Raw genomic sequence first — 24,934 nt, 5'->3', positions numbered from 1 at the left:
GAAATAGAAGATAAATCTTGAATCCTATGTGTTGGGTACTTACATGTCTTCCTCGATGGTTTGATGACCTGCAGCTTTAACTAGCCGGTTCATAACAGCAACTCCAATTCCCGACTCCGGAAACATTTCACTAAAGATGATATCCGTATCAAGTGCATCGAATTGTCTTAAAGTATCATACAACCCTGCTGCAACCGTGTGTAAATCTGCCAATGATCCAGGTGCTATGACATAGTCCGCTTCATATTCATGTTGATGTTCAGTAGAACTAATTACACCGACTTTTAATCCATCGCTTCTTTTTTCATTCACAAGTTTTTGAAGAAAGGCTTGATTTCCTTTCACTAAATATAGAGGCGCTTTCGGTGCGTAGTGTGTATATTTCATGCCCGGAGCTTTTGGCGCCGCGTCCTTATGTTTCAAAGCGACATCCTGCCTAACCCTACCGATGACCGCTTCGATTTGTTCGAACGTCACCCCACCAGGTCTTAATATAACGGGGACATCTACGGTACAGTCAAGCACAGTGGATTCAACCCCTACCCCGGTTACACCACCATCCACGATACCGGCAATTCGACCGACTAAGTCATCTTCGACATGCTTAGCGGAAGTCGGGCTCGGTTTCCCCGAAGTATTCGCACTTGGTGCTGCTATGGGCAAACCGCTCGCGTTAATAAGACCAAGGGCAATCGGGTGATCTGGCATTCTTACCGCAACTGTATTTAAGCCAGCTGTCACTATATTTGACAGCTGTCCTGGTTTTCTTTTCATAATCAAAGTCAATGGACCCGGCCAAAATTCAGCCATCAATTTTCTTGCTTTCTCCGGAATCTCTTCAACTATCTCGATCAATTGTTCTTCAGAAGCTACATGAACGATTAATGGGTTATCACTTGGTCGCCCCTTTGCTTCAAACACTTTTTTTACCGCCTCATCACTTTTGGCATTAGCTCCCAACCCGTAAACGGTTTCAGTCGGAAAGGCAACCACTTGATTGGCCCCTAATAATTCGGCCGATTGTATGATCTGGGGATAACTTTGTAAATTATCCACATTTTTATCCACTAACCAAACTTTCGTTTCCATTATTAACACCTTCACTTTTTTACTTTTCTAATTTTAGGTAATTGCTTTAGTATAAACGTTTTTTAGCCTTATAATCTGGTTTTTTCTGAAAAGATACTTTGAAAGTATAAAAGATGTATACACATTATTCAAGTGTTATCCACAAATTGTGGGTAACTACAGTTAAACTGTGGATAATATTGTGGATATTAGACATTAAAGACTGATTTTTTCGATATTTTGTTAATAAGCCTGTGGATATGTACGAATTTCCTTTTTCTAAACTAAAAATCGGGGGCAATTGCCCCCGCGTTCAAAAAATCTCGTGGAAAATTTCCGCAAATAATGATTTCACTTCAACTTCAGGTTCATTTTCCCCATCATAAACTTGTTTGTCCGGCTTAGCAGAGGCAGTCAAATCCTCATCCTCAACTTCCTCGTCCTCTTCTTCTCTACCCTTTTCTGTCTCTTTTTCGGTTATCCCATCATTCGCTCGTGCATTGGTGTCTTTTACAACTGCGGATACCTCCACTTTTTCGGCAGTCACCGTTTCCTTTGGTTCTTCCTCTACGATGGGACTTTGACTTACTGCCGTACCATTTGAAAAATCAAGGAAGCATAATGGAGGAAATAAGACACACCACCAATTAGCTCCTTCCCCTTCACCAAGTGTAATGATCACGGCTTCGTACTCACCTGCAGGATAGAGGAACTGTCCGTAAAGCTTGGTCGGAAACTTAGCTTGGCCAAAATCAACGGTCACCGACTGTTCCAAACCATTTTCCTGAATCACTCTCCTGGCTGTTTCCTGGATATCAGGTAGATGGGATCGAATCACTTCTCTCGCTTCATCCAATGAAGAAAGCTCTTTTACCCATTCCGTAATATCGGCATTCACTTCATCACGAATCAGGCGTTTAACAGCTTGGTCTTCTTCCTTATCGCTGTTAGCCAGTATCCGAAGACGTATGGCTTCATCCGGTATGACCTTTGTCGCTTCAGTCCCGACTGCCTCTACTTTTGGCAAATATATACTTACAATCGTTCCTATTGTTAAGATTAATAGATAAATAATGGCTAAATTCTTAGTTTTCATTACTCTCGCCCCCTCATACAAAATAGTCTCGCCAACTCCCGGCTATCTTAAACTAGTAAATATGAATGAGGGTGAGATTTCCTTCTCTAAAAAAGAATTTCACAAAAAAATCCGTCCCCATCGGAGACGAATCAACTCAATACAGCAAAGACCATTCGATCTTTCCCATTAATATCATTTTCAATAGAAACCTCAGCCTGTACAAACGTTTCTTTCAAAAGCCCCGCCACAGCCTTGCCCTGCCCTACACCCACTTCAAAACCAATGAGCCCAGGCACTTGCAGTACTTGGGGCAATTGCTCCATAAAACGTCGATAAAAATCCAACCCATCTGTACCTGCAAACAAAGCCCGATGTGGTTCATGTTCAGTTACGACCATGGACATCATCTTTTCATCTTCATTCGGGATATATGGAGGATTGGATAAGAGGATGTCCAACTTCTTATTTCCCTGGATAAAGGGCAGTAGTAAGTCGCCTTGGAGAAATTGCACATCGGCCTCTAGTAATTCAGCATTCTTCCTCGCCACTTCAAGGGAAGGGGCCGCGATATCCGTGGCCGTCACTTCTAAACCCGGCTCCTCAAGCTTCATCGTTATGGCAATGGCTCCACTACCCGTCCCGATATCTGCCATATACAGCTTCTGATCTCCCTTAAAAATGCTTGGAAGCTTTCGGACTGTATGATAAATCAATTCTTCCGTCTCTGGCCTAGGAATCAACACCTCTTCATTCACGAGAAAGGTACGCCCATAAAACTCTTCGCTACCCATTATATATTGAATCGGTTTCCCTTTTACATGTTGGGTAACTCCTTCCTTAAACAGTTCAAAATCCTCTGTACTCAGTTCATCATGAAGGTTTGCCAGCAGCTGGGAACGTGTTTGCTTTAAATAATGTTGTAGCAGAAGCTCTCCTGCATTGGCATCACGATCATTGTCCATTAAAAAAGAAGAAGCCCACTTTAGGGCTTCATATACTTTCACAACCGGTTTATTCATCTGCATTTTCCAGCCTTGATGATTGATCTTCCATAATTAATGCGTCCACAACATCATCTAACTTACCTTCCATTATTTGATCCAACTTTTGAATCGTTAAGCCAATACGATGGTCAGTAACACGGTTTTGAGGGAAATTATACGTACGGATTCGTTCAGAACGATCCCCCGTACCCACTGCAAGCTTCCGGTTTTGGTCATATTCTGCCTGTACTTCTCGATTGATTTTGTCGTAAACGCGAGCCCGTAAGACTTTCATCGCCTTTTCCTTGTTCTTGATTTGCGATTTTTCGTCCTGACAAGATACTACCGTATTCGTCGGGATATGGGTTAACCGGACCGCCGACATGGTCGTATTAACACTTTGTCCTCCTGGTCCACTGGATGCAAAGGTATCTACACGAACATCCTTATCATGGATTTGTATTTCCACTTCTTCCGCTTCCGGTAAAACGGCAACCGTTGCAGTGGATGTATGAATGCGTCCACCGGATTCCGTTTCAGGTACGCGTTGAACACGATGTGCCCCGTTTTCAAACTTCAATTTGGAATAGGCACCATTTCCGTTAATCATGAAGATGATTTCCTTGTAACCACCCAGACCCGTAGGACTTGCTTCGATTACTTCCGTTTTCCAGCCCTGCACCTCAGCGAAACGGCTGTACATCCGATAAAGGCTTCCGGCGAATAAAGCCGCTTCATCTCCACCTGCAGCCCCACGAATCTCCATAATAACGTTTTTATCATCGTTAGGATCTTTGGGAATGAGCAATATCTTCAGTTTTTCCTCAAGTGCCTGGATTGTGGATTCAAGTTCACTGATTTCCTCTTTCACCATTTCGCGCATATCCGCATCTAGTTTATCGTCGAGCATCGCTTTTGCTTCCTTATGTTGGTCTCGGGCCTCTTTATATTCTTTATACGTTGAAGCCGTTTCCTGTATACTAGCTTGTTCCTTGGAAAATTCCCTTAGCTTATTTGTATCATTAATAACTTCCGGGTCACTCAAAAGTTCATTCAGTCTTTCATATCTATCTTCTACCGCTTGCAATCGATCAAACAAGTCATTCACCTCTTAAGTTTTCCAATCTCTACTTTACATGAGATTGGAAGGATCTTTTTATTTACTACATATAATTAATTCAGTGCCTCATTCGAGCCCACTTCTAAGGTTAATTATAGTATAGGTGAATAAACAACGTCAAAGCGGATTCTAATTTGTGGTTATTTCTTTAACTTCACATCTATGTTATATTGCGGCACAGCCCTTATTATAATGTCTTCCACTCTTTTCTTTTCTCTTTTTCTCTCCTCATCCGTCTTAATTTTCCCCTTGGTGAGAACCGTCACATGAATCGTATTCCCGTTATGCCATACCATCCCAGTTTCATAATCGGTTTCCGATTTTATGGCGGCACGGATTTTGTCTACTTCTTGCCCCATTGATGGAGAATTGTTGGATGTGTGATGAGGTGTGTTCAAGAGCTGATCGGAAGGCCTTTCCGCTTCATTATCCCAATCACGAGATACATTCTTCGGATGATTACCCACGAATTCATGCCCATCTCTGGTTTGATCTCTGTATTCTGAATCATTATTTAACGCATTGTCATTTTGGCCGCAAGCTGTCAATATACTAAGAAAAGTAGCTGCCAAAAAAAGTAAGGTGTTTTTCATAATTTACCTCCATTTGGTTATGTCTTTAAACGCTTCCTCTTCAGCATTCCCAAAATGGAGGTTTATCTTTCTTCAATTCTCTTCCAGGTCATGCTTACACCAATAAAAAATGCCCTAAGACCTCATCGGTTCTTAGGGCATTGCATAACCTTACATTTCTTCTTTTACCTCTACGGCTTGCTTACCAGGAACTTCGTGATGATGGCGGCAACGTGGCTCATATGATTCCGATGCACCAACAAGAATGACCGGTTCATCATAAGAGGCCGGTGATCCATCGATTAGCCGCTGTGTCCTGCTTGCAGGTGACCCACATACTTCGCATACAGCCTGTAGCTTTGTAACGGATTCAGCAAGCGAAAGCAAGGTAGGCATAGGGCCGAATGGTTCACCCCGGAAATCTTGATCTAGTCCAGCCATGATCACTCGATAACCGCTGTCCGCAAGATGCTGGGCAACCCCGATGATTTCAGGATCAAAAAATTGAACTTCATCTATAGCAATAATATCCAAGGGCTGATCCAGATACTTAAATATATCTGTTGAATGGGCAATCGGTTTTGCCATCACGGAGGAACCATTATGTGATACAACAGCCTCTTCCGCATAGCGATTATCTATAGCCGGTTTAAAAACCGCTATACTCTCTTTTGCAAATTGAGCACGGCTGACCCGTTTAATCAATTCCTCAGACTTACCTGAAAACATGCTTCCGCAAATAACCTCGATCCAGCCTGTTTGTTTCATTACATACATGGAAACAGCTACTCCTTCCACCTGTCGATCCCTTGGCCATAATTTTTTTGGACCCGGTTTTATATATAAAATCTAATTAATTTTCAAAAGAAAAAACAGGCAAGAAGAATACTTGCCTGTTTTTTGAAAGTCCGGCTTATTTAATACCGTATTTTTTGTTGAAGCGATCAACACGTCCGCCAGCTTCAGCGAATTTTTGACGACCAGTGTAGAATGGATGGCATTCTGAACAAGTCTCAACTTTGATTTCTTCTTTAACTGAACCAGTTTCAAAAGTATTTCCGCAAGAGCAAATCACTTTTGATAGTTTATAATTTGGGTGAATTCCAGCTTTCATTCTTTTCAGCTCCTTCTGCCCTGAATCATTCGAAACAGAGTTATATACTTCAAGATGAGGAAAATGCATCCTCACATTTATTGTAAAAACAAACACATGAACTCATTATAGCAATTTAAAAGTCGTTGTGCAACATTTTGTTTTTATCTCTTCAAGACCTCTTTAAACTTGATGAGCCTTTTTTCATTTCTAACATCTCTTCATCCAATTTACTGAAAAATTCTTCATTGCTTTTTGTCTGTTTTAGACGGCGAAGGAATTTCTCAGCAAAATCAGGGGAATCGGACATAGTTTTGCGAATGGCCCAAAGTTTATCCAAGCGATCTTTCGGAATCAACAACTCTTCCTTACGCGTACCCGAGCGACGTATATCAATGGCTGGGAATATGCGTCTTTCAGCAAGAGAACGATCTAAGTGAAGCTCCATGTTACCCGTACCTTTAAATTCTTCATAAATGACATCATCCATACGCGAACCTGTATCTACCAATGCTGTAGCAAGAATAGTTAAGCTACCGCCTTCTTCAATGTTCCTTGCTGCTCCAAAGAACCGTTTCGGCCGATGGAATGCAGCCGGATCTATCCCACCCGATAATGTTCTACCACTTGGGGGAATAACCAGGTTGTAAGCACGTGCCAAACGGGTGATACTATCCATTAGAATGATAACATCCCGTTTGTGCTCAACAAGACGCATGGCCCGTTCCAATACCAGTTCAGCCACTTTGATGTGGTTTTCCGGCACTTCATCGAATGTCGAACTGACAACGTCACCAGCCACAGAACGTTCAATGTCCGTTACTTCTTCAGGGCGTTCATCAATTAGTAAGACAATTAATTCCGCTTCAGGGTGATTGGTTGTAATGGCATTGGCCATTTCTTTAATCAACATCGTTTTACCCGCTTTTGGAGGCGCCACAATCAAACCACGTTGCCCAAAGCCGACAGGGGCAAGGACATCCATAATTCTTGTGGATAAGTTCTTCGGTGTTGTTTCCAATTTGATCTGCCTATTTGGATACAATGGTGTTAATCCTGGGAAATGGACTCGTTCCTTAGCGGATTCCGGATTGTCGCCATTAACGGCTTCAACATGCAGTAATCCATAATACCGTTCGTTTTCTTTCGGTGGCCTAACCTTTCCTGATACCTTATCTCCATTACGCAAATCAAATCTGCGGATTTGAGAAGCAGAAATATAGATATCTTCCGAGCTTGGAGAATAATTGATCGGACGAAGGAAACCAAAGCCCTCGGAAGGGATTATCTCTAAAACACCTTCCATGAATAGAAGGCCATCTTGCTCGGCTTGTGCTTTTAATATCGCGAATATGAGTTCTTTTTTTGACAGCTTGCTGTAATAAGAAACTTTATATTCACGTGCATGTTCATAGAGATCTTTTAATTTCATGTTTTCTAAATTGGAGATCGTTAAATTCATCATGACACCACACTTTTATTAATTAAACGTTTTCACCCATACTGAAAAAGGATTGGTTTGTTAGATGGAAGAGAAACTACAATCCATGTACCCGACCAGAGTTTTCGTAGAAAGGATGATACATTTTACATGTAAAGAAGAAAATTATTTGAAGGCTTCTTGAAGTTTGGAGTGAAAGGGCAGATTAAAGTCCATTAGTAGAACAAGCTTTATTTTACTTTTTTTAAATGAATTATTCAACTTAATTTTTTTAAAAGAGAAAGCGTGCATTGACACACGCCCGCTTTCCCAGTAGCTATTTAAAATAAGTGAGTCTTATCCGATTAAGCCGTTTGGCTTCATTTTCAGAACATGTCGTCCATCAATGAAACGGACCGTTCCTGACTTGGCACGCATGACCACTGATTGAGTTTCACCATGGTGCGCCTTAAATTGAACACCGCGAAGAAGTTCTCCATCCGTTACGCCTGTCGCAGCGAAAATTGCATCGTCACCACGCACAAGATCTTCCATTCTCAAGACTTTCCCTAGATCAAGTCCCATTTTCCCACAGCGTTTTACTTCTTCTTCACTTTGAGGAAGGAGCTTACCTTGGATTTCTCCTCCAAGACACTTTAAAGCTACAGCAGAAATAACTCCCTCAGGAGCTCCACCTGATCCGAATAAAATATCTACACCCGTATGATCGAAAGCCGTATTAATGGCACCGGCTACATCTCCATCGTTGATCAACTTGATACGGGCACCCGCATCACGAAGTTCTTCGATGATTTTAGCGTGGCGTTGACGATTCAAGACCGTAGCTACAACGTCTTGAATATCCTTATTTTTCGCTTTGGCAACAGCCTTAAGGTTATCTAATACGGATGCATTGATATCGATCAGGCCTACCGCTTCAGGGCCGACGGCAATTTTATCCATATACATATCAGGAGCATGCAACAAGTTCCCTTGATCGGCAACAGCCAAAACGGCTAGTGCATTCCATCCGCCTGATGCAACGATATTCGTTCCTTCTAAAGGATCGACCGCTACATCCACTAATGGCCCAAGGCCTGTACCAAGTTTCTCACCGATATAAAGCATGGGTGCTTCGTCCATTTCCCCTTCACCGATAACGACCGTACCTTGCATGGGTATGCTATTAAAAACATCCCTCATCGCCGTTGTTGCCGCGTCATCCGCTTCTTCTTTCTTTCCTCTACCCATCCAACGCGCAGATGCAAGAGCAGCCGCTTCAGTTACACGGACAAGCTCCATCGACAAACTTCTTTCCATTTCTCGTTCCCCCTCAATGTGCACACATGTTTTATTTATCTAATAGTATAGCACATTAGAGCATATAATGTAACACAGTCAGACAAGAAGAAATGGATCAGCTTTTCAGCTGCTCCACTTCTTCTTCTGTCATTTCTTCACGCCAGATCGTTGCACCTAAACCAGAAAGTTTCTCTACAAGATGACTATATCCTCGATCTATATGTTCAAGACCCGTCACTTCCGTTATTCCTTCTGCCATTAAACCGGCAATAACCAAAGCGGCTCCTGCACGCAAATCACTTGCCTTGACCTTTGCCCCATGAAGTTGGACCGGTCCATTAACGATACCCGTCCTACCTTCCGATTTAATCTTTGCATCCATGCGTCGTAATTCGTCTATATGCTTAAAGCGTGCTCCGTAAATCGTATCAGTCACCATGCTTGAACCGCTCGCCTTCGTTAACAGGGATGTAAAAGGCTGTTGCAAGTCTGTCGGGAATCCAGGATAGACCAAAGTCTTGATATCCACAGATTTCAACTCCTGCCCCGGGGCCACGAACACCTGGTCATCTCCGGCCTCGATGCTGACGCCCATCTCTCGCAGTTTGGAAGTCAGCGATTCTAAATGTTGGGGAATGACGTTATCAATCAGTATCCCCTCGCCAACTGCTGCAGCTAAAATCATGAATGTTCCCGCTTCTATACGATCAGGTATGATAGTATGTTTGCACCCGTGAAGGCTATCTACACCATCAATCCGGATGATATCGGTTCCTGCACCCTTGATCTTCGCTCCCATATTGGTTAACAAAGTAGCCACATCAATTATTTCCGGCTCTTTTGCGGCATTTTCAATAACGGTCCGCCCTTTTGCCAAGACAGCGGCAAGCATGATATTAATCGTAGCCCCGACACTGACTACATCCAAATAGATACGGGCACCACGTAGCTCGTCTGCTCTTAAATAAATGGCACCTTGTTCATTCGTCACTTGTGCCCCAAGTGCTTCAAACCCTTTAATATGCTGGTCAATTGGACGTGGCCCTAAATGGCAGCCTCCAGGCAGTCCAATCACAGCCTTTTTAAATTTCCCGAGCATCGCGCCCATCAAATAATAGGAGGCACGTAATTTTTTTACTTTACCATTAGGCAGAGGCATAGAAATCATCTTGCTCGGGTCTACAGTCATTTCCCCATCGTTAAAAACGACCTCACCGCCAATTTCCTCCATTAACTCTTTTAGCATTTCTACATCAGAGATATCCGGCAAGCCTTCTATCGTTACTGGAGAATCTGCCAGAATCGTCGCAGGAATTAAAGCCACTGCACTGTTTTTCGCACCACTGACTCGAATGGTCCCCTTTAAAGGATAGCCACCGGCAATTTTAAGTTTTTCCATAATGAACTCCCTTCCACGCTAAGCACTCAAGAAGCAGTATTTCAAAAAAGTAATAATTTACCACAAGAAAATTGCGTAATCCGACAACATTCACTATCTAGTTTCTTAGTTTACACAAAAATAGAAAAGTCATGTAGAAAAATGAGAAAAATTTCTAATTTTTTTCTTTTTCAATCCATACATGCAGTGTTAAGCCCTTAGCGTCAGGGTTCATTATGCTTCAGTACGAGAGTTCCAGTCCTTCAAGAACGCTTCAATCCCTTTATCAGTTAAAGGATGATGGAATAATTGCATCAATACTTTGTAAGGAATCGTTGCAATATGTGCTCCATTAAGCGCAGCTTGTGTAATGTGCATTGGATGGCGAATTGAAGCCGCGATGATCTCTGATTGAATCCCATGAATCGTAAAGATATCCGCTATGTCGGAGATTAAGTCCAATCCATTTTGACCGATATCATCTAAACGTCCCAAGAACGGAGACACATAGGTTGCTCCTGCTCTAGCCGCTAACAGCGCTTGGTTCGCACTGAAAATAAGAGTGACGTTCGTTTTAACCCCTTGTTTCGTTAAAGCTGCAACAGCTTTCAAACCGTCCGGAGTCATCGGCACCTTGATCGTAATATTTGGTGCAATCGCAACAAGTTCTTTCGCTTCTTCCATCATTCCCTCAAAATCAAGTGCGATGACTTCTGCAGAAACAGATTCCTGTACAAGGCTTGTAATTTCTTTTAAACGGTCATGAAAAGAAACGCCTTTTTCTCTTGCAACAAGGGATGGGTTAGTCGTAACCCCTCCTAAAACACCTAGTTCATAAGCTTGTCTAATTTCTTCCATATTAGCTGTATCGATAAAGAATTTCATAAGTTCCTCCATATGTAATAAATTTGGGTGCTCGCACTCTAAATTCTAATTGTTCTAAAAATGAAGAGCAATGCCGCCATATCCCTATATTGCCATCAGAGAATGAATCTCTGATGGACAAAGGACCCTTTTTAACAAGTTAAGCTTTATTATTTGAACCAAATTCGCGAATTTTACCAATGACGGTTGCCTTAATTGCTTCACGGCCAGGTCCTATGAATTTACGTGGATCGTATACTTCTGCATTGCTATTTAAAACTTCACGAACAGCTTTCGTGAAAACAATTTGATTTTCTGTATTCACATTAATTTTTGATGTCCCAAGTGAAATTGCTTTTTGGATATCTTTTGTCGGAATGCCTGTACCGCCATGCAAAACAAGCGGTTTTTTCGTTAAATCACGAACCTCTTCCATTTCTTTATATCCAAGGTTCGGTTCTCCTTTATAAGGACCATGAACAGAACCCAATGCTGGAGCAAAGCAGTCTACATCCGTTTCCTTAACAAGAAGTTCACATTCCTTCGGGTCTGCATATACAACACCGTCGGCGATGACGTCGTCTTCTTGTCCACCTACTGTTCCTACTTCAGCCTCAACTGAAACATTACGTGCGTGAGCATATTCCACAACCTTCTTAGTCGTTTCAATATTCTCTTCGATTGGGTGATGGGAAGCATCGATCATTACTGAAGTGAAACCAGCCTCGATAGCTTCTTTACACTTATCAAAACTAGAACCATGGTCAAGGTGGATAGCCACAGGAACTGTGATTTTCATATCTTCCATTAAACCTTGAACCATCATCACAGTTGTTTTGAATCCACCCATGTGACGGGCAGCCCCTTCAGAGACACCAAGAATGACCGGAGATTTTTCTTCTTCTGAAGCAGCAAGAATTGCCTGCGTCCACTCCAGGTTGTTAATGTTAAATTGACCTACTGCATACTTTTCATCAAGAGCTTTATTCAGCATATCTTTCATGGAAACTAAAGGCATTTGATTTCCTCCTAATAATGAATGTATTGTTTAAAGTGGTTTCTATCTAGATATTCCCGTAATCGTAAGCATCATACACGTGATAACCAGAATATCTCTACTTGTTTAGCATATCAATACATGAAAAAAACAGCAACAAATTCACCATATCATCAAAGCTTATCACTAAAAAAACGGCATATCTTAGTAGAAGATTGCCGTGGCGCTTCTTTATTGAGAGTAAAGATTCAAAAAGCTAGTCAACTAGATTGAATGGGTAAATATTCACGGACAGCATTTCTGATATCATCGATGTCAAAAGGCTTTGCAAAATGTGTCATGGCCCCTAAATCTTTTGCTTCTTGTATCATATCTAGCTCTCCATATGCCGTCATGATAATGACACGAATGTCGGGATTGACCGCTTTCATGCGCTTTAAAATCTCTATTCCATCCATTCCAGGAATCTTCATATCCAATAAAACAAGATCAGGTGAATCATTATTAAGAACTTCTAAAGCTTGAATGCCATTTGCAGCTTGAAACGTTTCATATCCTGCTTTATGTAAGACCTCGTTCAATAAAATGCGAATCCCAAACTGGTCATCGACAATTAATATTTTCCCTGACATTTAGCCACCTCTGTTCTTCTATTTGTATTGTGGAAATGAAACAGTATAATTTACCCCTCTTAATGGGCGATTAATTAAAACTAGATGACAAAGTTCCTAGAGGTTTGTTTCTTCTATGTTCATATTCAATAATTGTAACAAAATTCCTGCTATAAGGGTAAATTGATTTTTTATTTTCAGATAACCTTCCTGCCCCATGATAATCTGAAACATCACGAAACCTGTTAAAGGAGTAGAAAGTCCTTTATAATAAGGATACTATTTTTAAAGGAGTTCCTAAATATGTTGAAGATATTTTCTACACAGTTAAGTGGTGTATTCAAAAAAATCATGGAAATGGATTCTTTCGAAATGGAGGACGCCGGACGCCTGTTAGCTCAGGCCGTGGTGGGAGATGGGTCTGTTTTCATCCATGGATTCGGTGAAATGCAAGGGGTTGTGGCAGAAAGCATGGATGGCGAAGAACCCTTTCCAAAAGCTAAAAGATACACCGATGACGCTGTAATATCCCGAGAAGATCGACTTCTTTTATTCAGCCGTCATTCAAACGATCCGGAAGCCATTAAGCTCGGGCACCGGCTTTTGCAGTTGGACATACCTTTTGTTGCCGTATCCACAGGTGTTCAATCTGAAAAAGACACACTTGTGGAGCTCGCGGATGTCCATATTGATTTGCGTATTCAACGTGGATTGATACCCGACGAAACGGGAAATCGTTTTGGTTATCCCACTCTCATCGCTGCTCTTTTTGCTTATTATGGGATTAAATTCACAGTGGAAGAAATCATCCACGAATATGAAGATGAATCGGGAGAATGACTCATTTACGCATAAAAAAAACAGCCAATGGCTGTTTTTTTAATCTTATTATTTTTCATTGTGTTTTAAAGACATACCGATGAAGTCACGGAAAAGTGGCTGTGGACGGTTAGGACGTGAAATGAACTCCGGATGGAATTGTGAAGCCACAAACCAAGGGTGATCTTTCAGTTCCACGATTTCCACTAAACGGCCATCTGGGCTTGTACCAGAAAAGACGAATCCTGCCTCTTCCATAGCTTGACGATAATGGTTGTTAAATTCATAACGATGACGGTGACGCTCGTATACAACCTCATCGTTATATGCTTCATAGGCTTTTGTACCTTCAATAAGCTTACATGGATATAGACCAAGACGTAATGTACCGCCCAAATCTTCTACATCTTTCTGCTCTGGAAGAAGGTCAATGATTGGGTCTGGCGTTTTTGCATTGATTTCGGCAGAATGCGCTTCAGACAAACCTAGAACATTACGTGCAAATTCGATGGATGCCAATTGCATACCTAAGCAAATACCGAAGAATGGTGTTTTAGTCGTACGTGCATATTCAGTTGCCGCGATTTTCCCTTCAATTCCACGGTCTCCAAATCCACCAGGAACAAGGATCCCATCTGCATCTTTAAGCAACTCAGCAACATTTTCTTTCGTTACATCTTCGGAATTGATCCAGTCGATTTCTACATCCGCATCAAATGCATACCCTGCATGTTTCAATGCTTCGACAACCGAAAGATAGGCATCTTGCAATTCAACATATTTTCCGACAAGGGCAATTTTCGTTTTCTTTGTCAAAGAAGTAACTTTTTTAACAAGTTCTTTCCAATCTTCCATATCTGCCACTCCACAATCTAGTTGCAGGTGGTCACAAACGATTTGATCCATGTTTTGTGCTTGCAAGGCAAGAGGAATCGAATATAGTGTATCTGCATCAAGGCACTCGATCACTGAGTTCTTATCGATATCACAGAATAAAGCGATTTTATCCTTCATATCTTGTGAAATCGGTCTTTCAGTACGAGCTACGATGATATTTGGTTGAATACCAAGACTACGCAGTTCCTTAACACTATGCTGTGTTGGTTTTGTTTTCATTTCACCGGCAGCTTTGATGTAAGGAACAAGTGTACAGTGAATATACATAACGTTATTGATTCCAATGTCACTTTTGATCTGGCGGATGGCTTCAAGGAATGGAAGAGACTCGATATCCCCGACCGTTCCACCGATTTCAGTGATTACGATATCAGCATTCGTTTCGTTTCCTGACCGGAAAACCCGTTCTTTGATTTCATTGGTAATATGAGGGATAACTTGGACAGTTCCGCCTAAGTAGTCTCCGCGACGTTCTTTTCTTAGGACGGTAGAATAAATCTTACCTGTTGTCACATTGCTGTGTTTACCAAGATTGATATCAATGAAACGCTCATAGTGACCTAAGTCCAAATCCGTTTCTGCGCCATCATCCGTAACGAATACTTCACCATGTTGGTAAGGGCTCATTGTCCCTGGATCCAAATTGATATAAGGGTCGAATTTCTGAATCGTTACATTTAACCCTCTATTTTTTAAAAGTCTTCCTAGAGAAGCCGCCGTTATCCCTTTTCCCAAAGAGGAAACTACTCCACCCGTTACAAAAATATATTTTGTCATCTCATATCCTCCTATGAATGTTTTCGTCAACTGCCGTCCTCTTGCTTTTTCAATCAAATCCGGACCAACTTGATTTCATGAACCTTCTGCCTTTTCTGGCAGATATAAACGAACAAACCAGGTCTTACACTCTTATCTCTTAGAAGAAAAGAGCTTGAACGGTAAGAGGGGTATGCCTGGGATGCCAATTAGTAAAATTCCCGTAAATAACATTAACTTTTACTTATCTATAGTTTTTACCATTTTACGAGTATTCATTGTAAAAATAAAAAAATGATATCATTTTACATTCCATCATCAAAAACAAAAACGCTCCTCTTACCACAAAAGTAAGGGAGCGATATAATTTTAAGATTGTGTCCTTTTTTAAGGAGCCCAAAAATGATTCTACAAATTTCGCCTTAAAAAGTCAAGGGGCGATTACTTATTTATCTTTCTCTTCATCGTCTTCATCTTCGTCTTCATCTTCATCGATTTCGAAAACTTCATCTTCAATAATTTCTTCTTCTAAATCGTCATCATCGTCAACGTCGTCTTCTAAAAGTACTTCGTCGATAACTGCTACGCCTAGGATTTCATCATCGTCGTCATCATCGTCATCTTCATCCAAATCATCAATATCTTCTTCGAAATCAAGATCTTCCTCTTCAATATCATCGAAGTCGTCAACGACCACAGCGGCTTTTTTCGCTTTCTTTTTCTTCTTCACTTTTACAACATGCACGACTTCTTCTTCGATTTGGTCAACAGGGTACCAAGTTTTCAATCCCCAACGATTTTCTCCAAGTGAAGTAAAACGGCCATCTACATTCAAATCCGTATAGAACTGGGCAATCCTTTTTGCTACTTCTGCTTTAGATAAATGTTGAAGTGTAGCTATTTCACTCATTAAGTCTTTAAATAGAATTGGTTCGTTTTTTTCAACCAAAATTTCATATGCGATTTCTATTAAGGACATTTCCATTATTTGCTCTTTCGAGTATGTTTTCAAACTCAAATTCCGCACTTCCCTTCTCTATTCAAACACGATGAGTCGTGTTTTTTTACATAAAAAAATAATCTAAAACAGTATTTCGATAAAATAACGACAATTCCTGCTAGACATATAATCCATTATAAACAATCTAAATGGGTTTATGCTAGTTCTATCTGATACTTTCACAGATTTTCCCTACCGTTCAAATTAACTAAAATCTATTTCAAAATGAATTTCCTCTAATCTTTCAATCATTTCATACGAAAGCAGTCGAGAGAAACGATCATCAATAGAATGAAAAAAAGAGAACAAGGCTAAGGCGCGAACTAACAAAGAGCGTAAAACACCTTTTGATAAACTTTCCATTCACCTTATCAATCCAATAAGGGCTGAATCATCATCTTTGCCCCTTTTCAAAAGATTTATAACGTGAACATTTCATTTTGGCTCAAAAAAACTAAAAACGTTCTAGAAAAAGGAGCACCCTAAAAATCAGGATACTCCTTGTTCCTTACATATTTCTTCGATATTGCCCGCCAACCTCATATAATGCACCTGTTATCTGGCCTAAACTCGCAACTTGCACACAAGTCATCAGTTCACCAAATATATTCTCCCCATTCATTGCAGCGTCCTTTAAACGCTTCAGGGCTTCATCAATACTTGCTTTGTTTCTTTCTTGGAATGCACGTAGGTTCGTGATTTGCCCTTCTTTTTCTTCTTTTGTCGCCCTGGCAACTTCCATGCTGTTCACCGCTTCTTCTGTAGGCGGATTGGGATTCAAATACGTGTTCACCCCAATGATCGGCAATTCCCCGGTATGTTTTTTCATTTCGTAATGCATGGATTCATCCTGGATCTTTCCTCGCTGATACTGCGTTTCCATGGCGCCCAGTACACCACCTCTATCGTTAATGCTATCAAACTCCCTCAATACGGCTTCCTCTACTAGATCAGTCAATTCTTCGATAATGAAGGCACCTTGCATCGGGTTTTCATTTTTCGATAAACCATGTTCCTTCGTGATGATCATCTGTATAGCCATGGCACGGCGTACAGACTCCTCTGTAGGCGTTGTGATGGCCTCGTCGTATGCATTTGTATGAAGGGAGTTACAATTGTCCTGGAGTGCCATTAGAGCCTGTAGCGTTGTTCGTATATCATTAAAGTCAATTTCTTGTGCATGAAGGGAACGTCCTGATGTCTGGATGTGATACTTCAACTTCTGGCTCCGTTCATTGGCACCATACTTATCACGCATGACCGTCGCCCATATCCGTCTTGCGACCCGCCCAATTACGGTGTATTCCGGGTCAAGGCCATTGGAGAAGAAAAATGATAGGTTCGGGGCAAAATCATTAATGTCCATGCCACGACTTAAGTAATACTCGACATACGTAAATCCGTTCGCCAAGGTAAAGGCCAGTTGCGAAATAGGATTGGCACCCGCCTCAGCGATATGATAGCCGGAAATAGAAACGGAGTAATAATTCCGGACCTTTTTATCTATAAAGTAGGCTTGGATGTCCCCCATCAGCCGTAAAGCGAATTCCGTAGAGAAAATGCAAGTGTTTTGCCCTTGATCTTCTTTGAGAATATCAGCTTGAACTGTGCCGCGTACCGTTTGGAGGGTATAATCCTGAACTTGTTCATATTCTTCCTGTGTAAGCGATCGTCCTAATTCTTCTTCTTTGAGACGAACCTGTTGTTCGATCGCTGTATTCATATACATGGCCAAGATAATCGGTGCCGGACCATTGATCGTCATGGACACCGAGGTGGATGGGGCGCATAAGTCGAACCCAGCATACAATTTTCTCATATCATCCAACGTACAAATGCTGACGCCACTCTCTCCTACCTTCCCGTAGATATCAGGTCTGTAATCAGGGTCCTCTCCATATAACGTAACCGAATCAAAAGCGGTACTGAGACGTTTGGCATCATCATCTTTGGATAAATAATGAAAACGTCGATTCGTTCTGTCCGGTGACCCTTCACCTGCAAACTGCCGCTTAGGGTCTTCCCCCTCCCGTTTGAACGGAAAGACTCCGGCTGTATAGGGAAAGTGACCCGGAACATTTTCCCTGTAGACCCACCCTACTATCTCTCCATAATCCTCATATTTCGGAAGAGATACCCGTGGGACCATTAACCCGGATAAACTTTTCGTTTTTAGGTTCGTTATGATTTCCTTATCACGGATTTTCGTTACAAGCTGTGTGGCTGAATATTTCTCTTTTAACTCGATCCATCCAGCCAGGATGTTTTTCGTTTCTGCCGATAGTTTGGAAGCGGTTTCTTTTTTCGACAACTCAAGGGATTCTATAACAGCGGCATCACATCCATTTTCTTTGACTGCCTCAATTGCCCCTTCCAACTGAAACAATCTTCTTGCTAATTTAACTTGTTCGCCAGCCCGTTTATGATAAAGGCGGACCGTCTCACTGATTTCACGTAAATAGTAGCGTCGGTCGGTTGGAATGATGACATTTTGCTTGTAGACTTCCGCTTCTTTTGAAAAAGACGTGTTCCAGTTTGTCCCGGCCTTTTCATTTAACTTCTCTATAAGAACGGCAAATAAAGCATTCGTACCCGGGTCATTGAATTGGGAAGCGATGGTACCGTAAACGGGCATTTCAGAAGTTTCTCGATCGAATAAAGTGTGGCTTCTTTGATACTGCTTCTGAACTTGATTTTTAGCGTCCTCAGACCCTTTGCGCTCATATTTATTTATGACTATCAAATCGGCATAATCGATCATGTCTATTTTTTCAAGCTGTGAAGGGGCACCAAATTCACTTGTCATGACATACATGGACACATCACAAATTTCGGTAATTTCCGCGTCTCCCTGACCGATTCCGCTCGTTTCTACGACGATTAAGTCGAACCCAGCAGCCTTCACTACTGAAATGGCATCTTGAATGGCTAGTGAGAGCTCACTTTTTGAATGGCGTGTTGCTAAGCTTCGCATATAAACACGATCAGAAAAGATGGCGTTCATCCTGATTCGGTCACCCAGCAACGCACCGCCGGTTTTTTGTTTTGTCGGATCGACAGATAGAATCGCCACCTTCTTTTCCGGGACCTCATTTATAAAACGACGGATCAACTCATCGGTCAATGAGCTTTTCCCTGCACCACCCGTGCCTGTAATGCCAAGAACCGGCACCTGTTTTTCCGATGACTTGACCTGTTCGAAGAGACTTTCTACCGTTGCTGCCGATTCATGTGTGGCCTCGAGCCTGTTTTCCGCAAAGGTAATATATTGAGCAATGGCACTCGTTTCTCCTGCAATCAATTCATCAAAGCGTTCCTGTAGGGACGCCTTGACCGTCGAAAAATCACATTCTGCCATCAAAACATTGATCATGCCCTGCAGCCCATACTCACGACCCTCATCAGGAGAGAAGATTCGAGCGATCCCATACTCATGGAGTTCCTGAACTTCCCTTGGCAGGATGACACCCCCACCGCCAGCGAAGATTCGAATGTGCTCAGCTCCCTTTTCTTTCAGCAAATCATACATATACTTAAAATATTCCACATGCCCACCTTGGTAAGACGACATCGCTATGCCTTGGACATCCTCTTGAATCGCCGCGTTCACAATCTCTTCGACCGAGCGATTATGACCTAAATGAATGACTTCCGCCCCACTTGCTTGAAGAATCCTTCTCATAATGTTAATAGATGCATCATGGCCATCAAACAAACTCGAAGCCGTCACGAACCGGATATGATTTTTAGGTTGATACACTTCAACTGTACTCATTGGACTCCTCCTTATATACACTTTGGGTCAATAATGCTGTTTGGATTTCAACATACTCTTGAAGCGTAAATCGTTTATGCAAAGCCCATCTTCTAAAACTCCACATCTGTCCCTGTACAAAAATATTATGGGAGACAAGACTGATCTGTTTCTTTGTCAAATGAAGCTCTCCATTTTTGACGCAATTGGTTATAACTCGTTCAAACATGCCCACCATTTCGATTTCTTTATTTAAAACATAAGGCAAGGCATCCTTTGTCAATGCTTTCACTTCTTGATACATGACCAATACTTCATCCTGCATCTCATCCATCACCTGATAAAAATAGCTGATCGTCAGTTTCAGACTTTCTAGCGTCCCATCACTCTGTTCGATTTCCCGCTGAAGTTTATCCCGGACTTCATCATAAATATAATCACAGACGAGATATAAAATATCTTCCTTCGTCCGAATATACTCGTATAAGGTACCAATACTAAAGCCAGATGCTTTTGCAATCTCCCTCGTTGTCGTCCGGTGAAACCCTTTCTCTTTAAATAGATTCACAGCACCCTTAATCATCTGCTTACGCCTTTTCTCAACCAATCTTTCATCCTTTACAGACGCAAGAACTTCTCTTTTTTCCATTTCCTACCCCCTTTTAGAATCGTTTATCAGGCAGCCCTTCTGAAAAATGAAAAGGGTATTCCGGGAGGCAGGAGGCCTCACCGGAAAACCTAGTTTCCATGCTATTTAGTAATCATCCTTGAGATGACCAGTTTTTGGATTTCTTGTGTTCCCTCATAAATTTGGGTGATTTTTGCATCGCGCATAAACCGTTCAACCGGATAATCCTTCGTATATCCATATCCCCCAAACACTTGAACAGCCTCTGTAGTCACTTTCATGGCCGTGTCCCCGGCAAAAAGTTTCGACATAGCGGACTCTTTCCCGTACGGAAGGCCAACAGACTCCAGCCAAGCCGCTTGATATGTTAAGAGTCTCGAAGCCTCTACACCTGTCGCCATTTCCGCTAATTTAAAACCGATTCCTTGCTGTGCGGAAATGGTTTTTCCAAACTGGACACGTTCTTTTGCATAATCAACCGCTGCATCCAAGGCTCCTTGAGCGATACCGACAGCTTGAGCCGCAATACCGTTCCGCCCGCCATCAAGAGTCATCATCGCGATTTTGAAGCCCTCTCCTTCACTTCCTAGAAGATTTTCCTTTGGTACCCGGCATTCATCAAAAATGATTTCAGTTGTCGGCGATGAACGAATCCCAAGTTTTTTCTCTTTTTTGCCTACACTGAAGCCAGGGAAGTCCTTTTCAACAATGAATGCACTCGTTCCTTTTTGTTTGGATTCAGGGTCTGTCAGTGCAAAGACTACATACGTATCCGCGATGCCACCGTTGGTGATGAAGATTTTCGAACCATTGATGATGTATTCATCTCCTACAAGCTTTGCAGTCGTTCTCATGCCGCCTGCGTCAGACCCTGAACTTGGTTCCGTCAAACCATAGGCCCCGATTTTTTCGCCTTGAGCCATCGGGCGAAGGTATTTTTGCTTCTGCTCTTCCGAACCAAATTTGTAAATCGGCCAACCGGCAAGAGATGTATGGGCTGATAGTGTTACTCCTGTAGAGGCACATACACGGGAAAGTTCTTCAATTGCGATACAATACGCGAGATAATCACTTCCGATACCACCGTATTCTTCAGGCCAAGGAATACCCGTCAGTCCAAGTTCAGCCATTTTATCGAAAATCTCACGGTCAAACCGTTCTTCTTCATCTCTTTCCGCTGCTGTTGGAGCGACTTCATTTTCAGCGAAATCACGTACCATTTTCCTAATCATTTCGTGTTCCTCTGTCAATTTGAATTGCATGTTTATATCCCCCGTCTTCTCGAATTTAGAGATGCTTGCTAATGACTATCTTCTGTATTTCACTGGTTCCTTCATAAATTTCGGTTACCTTGGCATCCCGGAAATAGCGTTCAACCGGATATTCCGTTGTATAGCCATACCCGCCATAAACCTGGATGGCTTCCGTTGCCACTTCAACGGCAGTCTTCGAAGCTAACAGTTTGGCCATGGACACTTCCTTACTGCATGGCAACCCAAGGGATTGGAGATACGCCGCTCGATAGACTAATAGCCTGGAAGCTTCGATATTGGTCGCCATTTCTGCAAGTTTGAACCCGATTCCCTGCTGCACGGCAATCGGCTTTCCAAATTGAATCCTGCTCTTTGCGTAATCGACAGCATGTTTCATGGCGCCTTCAGCGATACCTAGCGCCTGGGCTGCGATGCCTATCCTTCCGACATTCAGGTTGGCCATTGCAATTTTGAAGCCTTCACCCTCACTGCCAAGAAGATTCGCAACTGGTATTCTCATGTCTTCAAATGTTACTTGAACAGTGCTCGAGCCATGGAGTCCCATTTTCCGTTCATTCTTTCCGAAGATTAGGCCAGGTGTACCCTTTTCCACGATAAAGGCAGAGATTCCCCTGCTTTTCATAGTCGGATCAGTGGAAGCAAAGACGATATACACATCTGCTTCAGCACCATTTGTAATGAAAACCTTCGATCCATTTAGGCGGTACATGTCACCTTCCTTCACTGCTTTTGATTTCAAACTGGCAGCATCGGAACCAGAGCTTTGTTCCGTTAAGCAGAAAGCACCTAAGTATTCTCCTGTGGTAAGTTTGGGCACGTATTTTTGCTTCTGTTCTTCCGTCCCAAAATAAACGATGGGGTTCGTACCAACAGAAGTATGGACGGAAAGGATAACACCAAGTGTCGGACTCACTTTGGAAATTTCATTGATGGCAATGATATAAGATATAAAATCCATGCCCGAGCCGCCATATTGCTCTGAGATTGGAATTCCCATCAGTCCAAGTTCGCCCATTTTACGGAGGATCTCTTTCGGAAACTCCCCTCGTTCCATCGACTCTATATGAGGCTCTATCTCATTCTCGGCAAAATCCCGAACCATTTTCCTCATCATTTCCTGCTCTTCAGTAAATCGGAAATCCATCCCCATCATTCCTCCCAGATGCCTATGCTCTATAGAACTAGCTATACTCATAAAATCCACGTCCTGATTTCTTACCGAGCCATCCTGCTTTTACATACTTCCTCAACAATGGACATGGACGGTATTTATCGTCGCCGAGGCCCTCATGAAGGGTTTCCATTATGTATAAACATGTATCTAGACCAATGAAGTCTGCAAGTAGCAGTGGTCCCATGGGATGGTTCATGCCTAACTTCATTACGTCATCAATCGACTCTTTGGTCGCAACACCCTCATAAAGGGTATAGACTGCCTCATTTATCATTGGCATCAGTATCCGATTCGCGACGAATCCCGGGAAATCGTTCACTTCGACCGGGACCTTGCTTAAGGATTTTGCCATCTCTTCGATTTCTTCATACACTTCGTCGGCTGTAGCAAGGCCACGGATAATTTCGACCAACTTCATGACCGGAACGGGATTCATAAAATGCATCCCGATTACTTTTTCCGGCCTTTTGGTCGCAGCGGCTATTTCCGTAATCGGAAGTGATGAAGTATTGGTCGCAAGTATGACATGTTTCGGAACGATTCCATCCAATTCTGCGAAAAGCTTCGTTTTGATTTCCATATTTTCGATGGCCGCTTCAATGACCAAATCCACATCTTTTGCATTGTTCAGATCTGTCGATGAAGTCAACCGGGATAACGCTGCCTCTTTATCCTCAGCAGTCATTTTCCCTTTTTCAACTTGTCGGGAAAGATTCTTCGTTATCGTCCCTAATCCCTTTTCTACGTATTCTTCTTTCAAATCATGCAATAGAACATCATATCCGCTCATTGCGCATACTTGGGCAATGCCAGATCCCATTTGACCTGCACCAATGACCATCACCTTTTGAATGTCCATGAAATCCCTCCTTAGTAATCTAGCTCTTTAGTTTTCCTGCTTTGGCACTTCAATTAAAATGGCATCCCCCTGACCGCCGCCACTACAGATGGCCGCAATGCCCAACCCGCCACCACGACGTTTCAGTTCATGCATAAGAGTTATGATAATGCGGGCACCACTCGCCCCGATTGGATGTCCTAATGCTACGGCACCCCCGTTGACATTGATTTTTTCCGGATTGACATTTGCAATCTTCCCACTAGCTAGGGCCACAGCAGCAAATGCCTCATTGATCTCAAACAAATCTATGTCTTCTATAGATTTGCCCGACTTTTTTAAGATTTCATTGATGACCAAACCAGGTGTTTTGGGAAAGTCCTTTGCTTCAACAGCCACTTCTGCATGACTCAAAATATAGGCAAAAGGCGTCTTCCCTTCTTTTTCTGCACGTTCTTCACTCATTAAGACAAGCGCACCCGCCCCATCATTTACACCCGGGGCATTACCGGCCGTAATCGTTCCTTCGTTATTAAAGGCAGGACCTAATTTGGCTAGTTTCTCAGGCGATGTATCTTTTCTTGGCCCTTCATCATGTTCAATCATCATGGGCTCGCCTTTTCTTACAGGCACCTCTACGGCAGTTATTTCTTCAGCAAGGATTCCGTCATCGATTGCCTTGATGGCCTTTTGATGACTTTCATAAGCCCAGCTATCCTGCTCATCACGAGTAAGCTCCAGTTCCTCGGCCGTGCTGTTTCCATACGTCCCCATATGCACGCCTGTAAAGCTACAACTAAGTCCATCCGAGATCATCGTATCCTTCAGCTGCCCATCTCCCATCCGAAGTCCCCATCTTGCCTTTGGGAGGATGTAGGGAGCGTTACTCATCGATTCCATCCCTCCGGCAACGATGATTTCTTCCTCCCCTAAGCGAATTATCTGATCAGCCAATGTCACGCTTCGAAGACCCGAAGCACACACTTTATTTATTGTCTCGGTTTTCACTTCCCAAGGTAATCCAGCGTTGTGAGCTGCTTGGCGAGAAGGAATTTGGCCTTGCCCTGCTTGAAGCACATTCCCCATTATGACCTCGCCAACCTTGCTTCCATCAATCCCTGCCCGTTGAACCGCTTCCTTGATGGCTATTCCACCAAGTTGCGAAGCAGTCAAACTGCTTAGACCTCCGCCGAACTTACCAAAAGGTGTTCTCACACCGCTAATGATCACTGTTTTCGCCATTATTCATTTCCTCCTCAGGTAATTGATTGAACGCTCGCTCGATGCCATGGTAAATTTTTTTGAAAG

Annotated in this window: 22 protein-coding genes; 1 reads left to right on the top strand and 21 read right to left on the bottom strand. The window is 42.5% G+C overall.

Annotation, left to right across the window (positions count from 1 at the left end; translation table 11 throughout):
- Positions 1-39: 39 nt before the first annotated feature.
- The 13 genes from ACIQXN_RS04220 to ACIQXN_RS04160 all read right to left on the bottom strand — a co-directional run bounded on the left by ACIQXN_RS04220 (position 40) and on the right by ACIQXN_RS04160 (position 12,507).
- Positions 40-1,089, bottom strand: coding sequence for an L-threonylcarbamoyladenylate synthase (locus ACIQXN_RS04220; protein ID WP_402962151.1), 1,050 nt, complete (start codon positions 1,087-1,089; stop codon positions 40-42).
- Positions 1,090-1,381: 292 nt separating this feature from the next.
- Positions 1,382-2,164 carry a stage II sporulation protein R gene (spoIIR, locus tag ACIQXN_RS04215; RefSeq protein WP_402962148.1) on the bottom strand — a complete coding sequence of 261 codons (783 nt, stop codon included), beginning with the start codon at positions 2,162-2,164 and terminating at the stop codon, positions 1,382-1,384.
- A 131-nt stretch (positions 2,165-2,295) separates the two neighbouring features.
- Entirely contained in the window at positions 2,296-3,165 is an 870-nt protein-coding gene (prmC, locus tag ACIQXN_RS04210) for a peptide chain release factor N(5)-glutamine methyltransferase (protein WP_402962145.1), read from the bottom strand.
- Positions 3,158-4,228 (bottom strand): peptide chain release factor 1, encoded by a 1,071-nt coding sequence (gene prfA / locus ACIQXN_RS04205; RefSeq protein ID WP_402962143.1) that lies wholly within the window; start codon positions 4,226-4,228, stop codon positions 3,158-3,160. Before prfA ends, prmC begins: the two co-directional genes overlap by 8 nt.
- A gap of 161 nt (positions 4,229-4,389) precedes the next feature.
- On the bottom strand, positions 4,390-4,842 hold the full coding sequence (locus ACIQXN_RS04200) for a hypothetical protein (RefSeq protein WP_402962141.1): 453 nt from the start codon (positions 4,840-4,842) through the stop codon (positions 4,390-4,392).
- A 150-nt stretch (positions 4,843-4,992) separates the two neighbouring features.
- Positions 4,993-5,598: a thymidine kinase gene (locus tag ACIQXN_RS04195; protein ID WP_402963323.1), complete on the bottom strand. Its 606-nt coding sequence runs from the start codon at positions 5,596-5,598 to the stop codon at positions 4,993-4,995.
- A 136-nt stretch (positions 5,599-5,734) separates the two neighbouring features.
- Complete coding sequence (gene rpmE / locus ACIQXN_RS04190; RefSeq protein WP_402962139.1) at positions 5,735-5,935, bottom strand: 50S ribosomal protein L31; 201 nt, start codon at positions 5,933-5,935, stop codon at positions 5,735-5,737.
- A gap of 151 nt (positions 5,936-6,086) precedes the next feature.
- Complete coding sequence (gene rho, locus ACIQXN_RS04185) at positions 6,087-7,376, bottom strand: transcription termination factor Rho (protein WP_402962136.1); 1,290 nt, start codon at positions 7,374-7,376, stop codon at positions 6,087-6,089.
- 315 nt (positions 7,377-7,691) lie between these two features.
- Positions 7,692-8,654: a class II fructose-bisphosphatase gene (gene glpX, locus ACIQXN_RS04180; protein WP_402962134.1), complete on the bottom strand. Its 963-nt coding sequence runs from the start codon at positions 8,652-8,654 to the stop codon at positions 7,692-7,694.
- 97 nt (positions 8,655-8,751) lie between these two features.
- Positions 8,752-10,035: a UDP-N-acetylglucosamine 1-carboxyvinyltransferase gene (locus ACIQXN_RS04175; RefSeq protein ID WP_402962131.1), complete on the bottom strand. Its 1,284-nt coding sequence runs from the start codon at positions 10,033-10,035 to the stop codon at positions 8,752-8,754.
- A 213-nt stretch (positions 10,036-10,248) separates the two neighbouring features.
- Positions 10,249-10,899, bottom strand: coding sequence for a fructose-6-phosphate aldolase (gene fsa, locus ACIQXN_RS04170; RefSeq protein WP_402962128.1), 651 nt, complete (start codon positions 10,897-10,899; stop codon positions 10,249-10,251).
- A 139-nt stretch (positions 10,900-11,038) separates the two neighbouring features.
- Complete coding sequence (locus ACIQXN_RS04165; protein ID WP_402962126.1) at positions 11,039-11,896, bottom strand: class II fructose-bisphosphate aldolase; 858 nt, start codon at positions 11,894-11,896, stop codon at positions 11,039-11,041.
- 239 nt (positions 11,897-12,135) lie between these two features.
- Positions 12,136-12,507 (bottom strand): response regulator, encoded by a 372-nt coding sequence (locus ACIQXN_RS04160; protein WP_402962123.1) that lies wholly within the window; start codon positions 12,505-12,507, stop codon positions 12,136-12,138.
- Between the two features lie 282 nt (positions 12,508-12,789).
- Between ACIQXN_RS04160 and ACIQXN_RS04155 the strand changes: the two genes are divergently transcribed.
- Positions 12,790-13,326 (top strand): DUF2529 domain-containing protein, encoded by a 537-nt coding sequence (locus ACIQXN_RS04155; protein ID WP_402962121.1) that lies wholly within the window; start codon positions 12,790-12,792, stop codon positions 13,324-13,326.
- 48 nt (positions 13,327-13,374) lie between these two features.
- Here ACIQXN_RS04155 and ACIQXN_RS04150 read toward each other — a convergent pair whose 3' ends face one another.
- The 8 genes from ACIQXN_RS04150 to ACIQXN_RS04115 form a co-directional block, all read right to left on the bottom strand.
- Positions 13,375-14,979, bottom strand: coding sequence for a CTP synthase (locus ACIQXN_RS04150; RefSeq protein WP_402962118.1), 1,605 nt, complete (start codon positions 14,977-14,979; stop codon positions 13,375-13,377).
- A gap of 424 nt (positions 14,980-15,403) precedes the next feature.
- Entirely contained in the window at positions 15,404-15,976 is a 573-nt protein-coding gene (gene rpoE, locus ACIQXN_RS04145; RefSeq protein ID WP_402962116.1) for a DNA-directed RNA polymerase subunit delta, read from the bottom strand.
- Positions 15,977-16,466: 490 nt separating this feature from the next.
- The gene (gene icmF / locus ACIQXN_RS04140) at positions 16,467-19,733 is read right to left on the bottom strand and encodes a fused isobutyryl-CoA mutase/GTPase IcmF (protein ID WP_402962113.1); all 3,267 of its coding nucleotides are present in this window, start codon (positions 19,731-19,733) and stop codon (positions 16,467-16,469) included.
- A complete protein-coding gene (locus tag ACIQXN_RS04135; protein WP_402962111.1) occupies positions 19,720-20,361 on the bottom strand; it encodes a TetR/AcrR family transcriptional regulator in 642 nt (213 codons plus the stop codon). Before ACIQXN_RS04135 ends, icmF begins: the two co-directional genes overlap by 14 nt.
- 101 nt (positions 20,362-20,462) lie before the next feature.
- Positions 20,463-21,602 carry an acyl-CoA dehydrogenase gene (locus ACIQXN_RS04130; protein ID WP_402962108.1) on the bottom strand — a complete coding sequence of 380 codons (1,140 nt, stop codon included), beginning with the start codon at positions 21,600-21,602 and terminating at the stop codon, positions 20,463-20,465.
- A 25-nt stretch (positions 21,603-21,627) separates the two neighbouring features.
- Positions 21,628-22,758 (bottom strand): acyl-CoA dehydrogenase, encoded by a 1,131-nt coding sequence (locus ACIQXN_RS04125; RefSeq protein WP_402963320.1) that lies wholly within the window; start codon positions 22,756-22,758, stop codon positions 21,628-21,630.
- 37 nt (positions 22,759-22,795) lie between these two features.
- On the bottom strand, positions 22,796-23,647 hold the full coding sequence (locus ACIQXN_RS04120) for a 3-hydroxybutyryl-CoA dehydrogenase (RefSeq protein WP_402962106.1): 852 nt from the start codon (positions 23,645-23,647) through the stop codon (positions 22,796-22,798).
- 27 nt (positions 23,648-23,674) lie between these two features.
- Positions 23,675-24,868 carry an acetyl-CoA C-acetyltransferase gene (locus tag ACIQXN_RS04115; RefSeq protein WP_402962103.1) on the bottom strand — a complete coding sequence of 398 codons (1,194 nt, stop codon included), beginning with the start codon at positions 24,866-24,868 and terminating at the stop codon, positions 23,675-23,677.
- Positions 24,869-24,934: the final 66 nt, after the last annotated feature.

Origin of the sequence: Peribacillus sp. NPDC097295, assembly GCF_044761665.1 — a bacterium.
In the GTDB taxonomy this organism is placed as follows: Bacteria; Bacillota; Bacilli; order Bacillales; family DSM-1321; genus Peribacillus.
This window is presented reverse-complemented; position numbering and strand designations above follow the sequence as displayed.

What these genes read in the sequence shown, in the direction of transcription:
- ACIQXN_RS04220 (WP_402962151.1), bottom strand. Translation starts at nt 1,089, where the DNA reads ATGGAAACGAAAGTTTGGTTAGTGGATAAAAATGTGGATAATTTACAA.
- spoIIR (WP_402962148.1), bottom strand. Translation starts at nt 2,164, where the DNA reads ATGAAAACTAAGAATTTAGCCATTATTTATCTATTAATCTTAACAATA.
- prmC (WP_402962145.1), bottom strand. Translation starts at nt 3,165, where the DNA reads ATGAATAAACCGGTTGTGAAAGTATATGAAGCCCTAAAGTGGGCTTCT.
- ACIQXN_RS04200 (WP_402962141.1), bottom strand. Translation starts at nt 4,842, where the DNA reads ATGAAAAACACCTTACTTTTTTTGGCAGCTACTTTTCTTAGTATATTG.
- ACIQXN_RS04195 (WP_402963323.1), bottom strand. Translation starts at nt 5,598, where the DNA reads ATGTATGTAATGAAACAAACAGGCTGGATCGAGGTTATTTGCGGAAGC.
- rpmE (WP_402962139.1), bottom strand. Translation starts at nt 5,935, where the DNA reads ATGAAAGCTGGAATTCACCCAAATTATAAACTATCAAAAGTGATTTGC.
- rho (WP_402962136.1), bottom strand. Translation starts at nt 7,376, where the DNA reads ATGAATTTAACGATCTCCAATTTAGAAAACATGAAATTAAAAGATCTC.
- glpX (WP_402962134.1), bottom strand. Translation starts at nt 8,654, where the DNA reads ATGGAAAGAAGTTTGTCGATGGAGCTTGTCCGTGTAACTGAAGCGGCT.
- ACIQXN_RS04175 (WP_402962131.1), bottom strand. Translation starts at nt 10,035, where the DNA reads ATGGAAAAACTTAAAATTGCCGGTGGCTATCCTTTAAAGGGGACCATT.
- fsa (WP_402962128.1), bottom strand. Translation starts at nt 10,899, where the DNA reads ATGAAATTCTTTATCGATACAGCTAATATGGAAGAAATTAGACAAGCT.
- ACIQXN_RS04165 (WP_402962126.1), bottom strand. Translation starts at nt 11,896, where the DNA reads ATGCCTTTAGTTTCCATGAAAGATATGCTGAATAAAGCTCTTGATGAA.
- ACIQXN_RS04160 (WP_402962123.1), bottom strand. Translation starts at nt 12,507, where the DNA reads ATGTCAGGGAAAATATTAATTGTCGATGACCAGTTTGGGATTCGCATT.
- ACIQXN_RS04155 (WP_402962121.1), top strand. Translation starts at nt 12,790, where the DNA reads ATGTTGAAGATATTTTCTACACAGTTAAGTGGTGTATTCAAAAAAATC.
- ACIQXN_RS04150 (WP_402962118.1), bottom strand. Translation starts at nt 14,979, where the DNA reads ATGACAAAATATATTTTTGTAACGGGTGGAGTAGTTTCCTCTTTGGGA.
- icmF (WP_402962113.1), bottom strand. Translation starts at nt 19,733, where the DNA reads ATGAGTACAGTTGAAGTGTATCAACCTAAAAATCATATCCGGTTCGTG.
- ACIQXN_RS04135 (WP_402962111.1), bottom strand. Translation starts at nt 20,361, where the DNA reads ATGGAAAAAAGAGAAGTTCTTGCGTCTGTAAAGGATGAAAGATTGGTT.
- ACIQXN_RS04130 (WP_402962108.1), bottom strand. Translation starts at nt 21,602, where the DNA reads ATGCAATTCAAATTGACAGAGGAACACGAAATGATTAGGAAAATGGTA.
- ACIQXN_RS04125 (WP_402963320.1), bottom strand. Translation starts at nt 22,758, where the DNA reads ATGGATTTCCGATTTACTGAAGAGCAGGAAATGATGAGGAAAATGGTT.
- ACIQXN_RS04120 (WP_402962106.1), bottom strand. Translation starts at nt 23,647, where the DNA reads ATGGACATTCAAAAGGTGATGGTCATTGGTGCAGGTCAAATGGGATCT.
- ACIQXN_RS04115 (WP_402962103.1), bottom strand. Translation starts at nt 24,868, where the DNA reads ATGGCGAAAACAGTGATCATTAGCGGTGTGAGAACACCTTTTGGTAAG.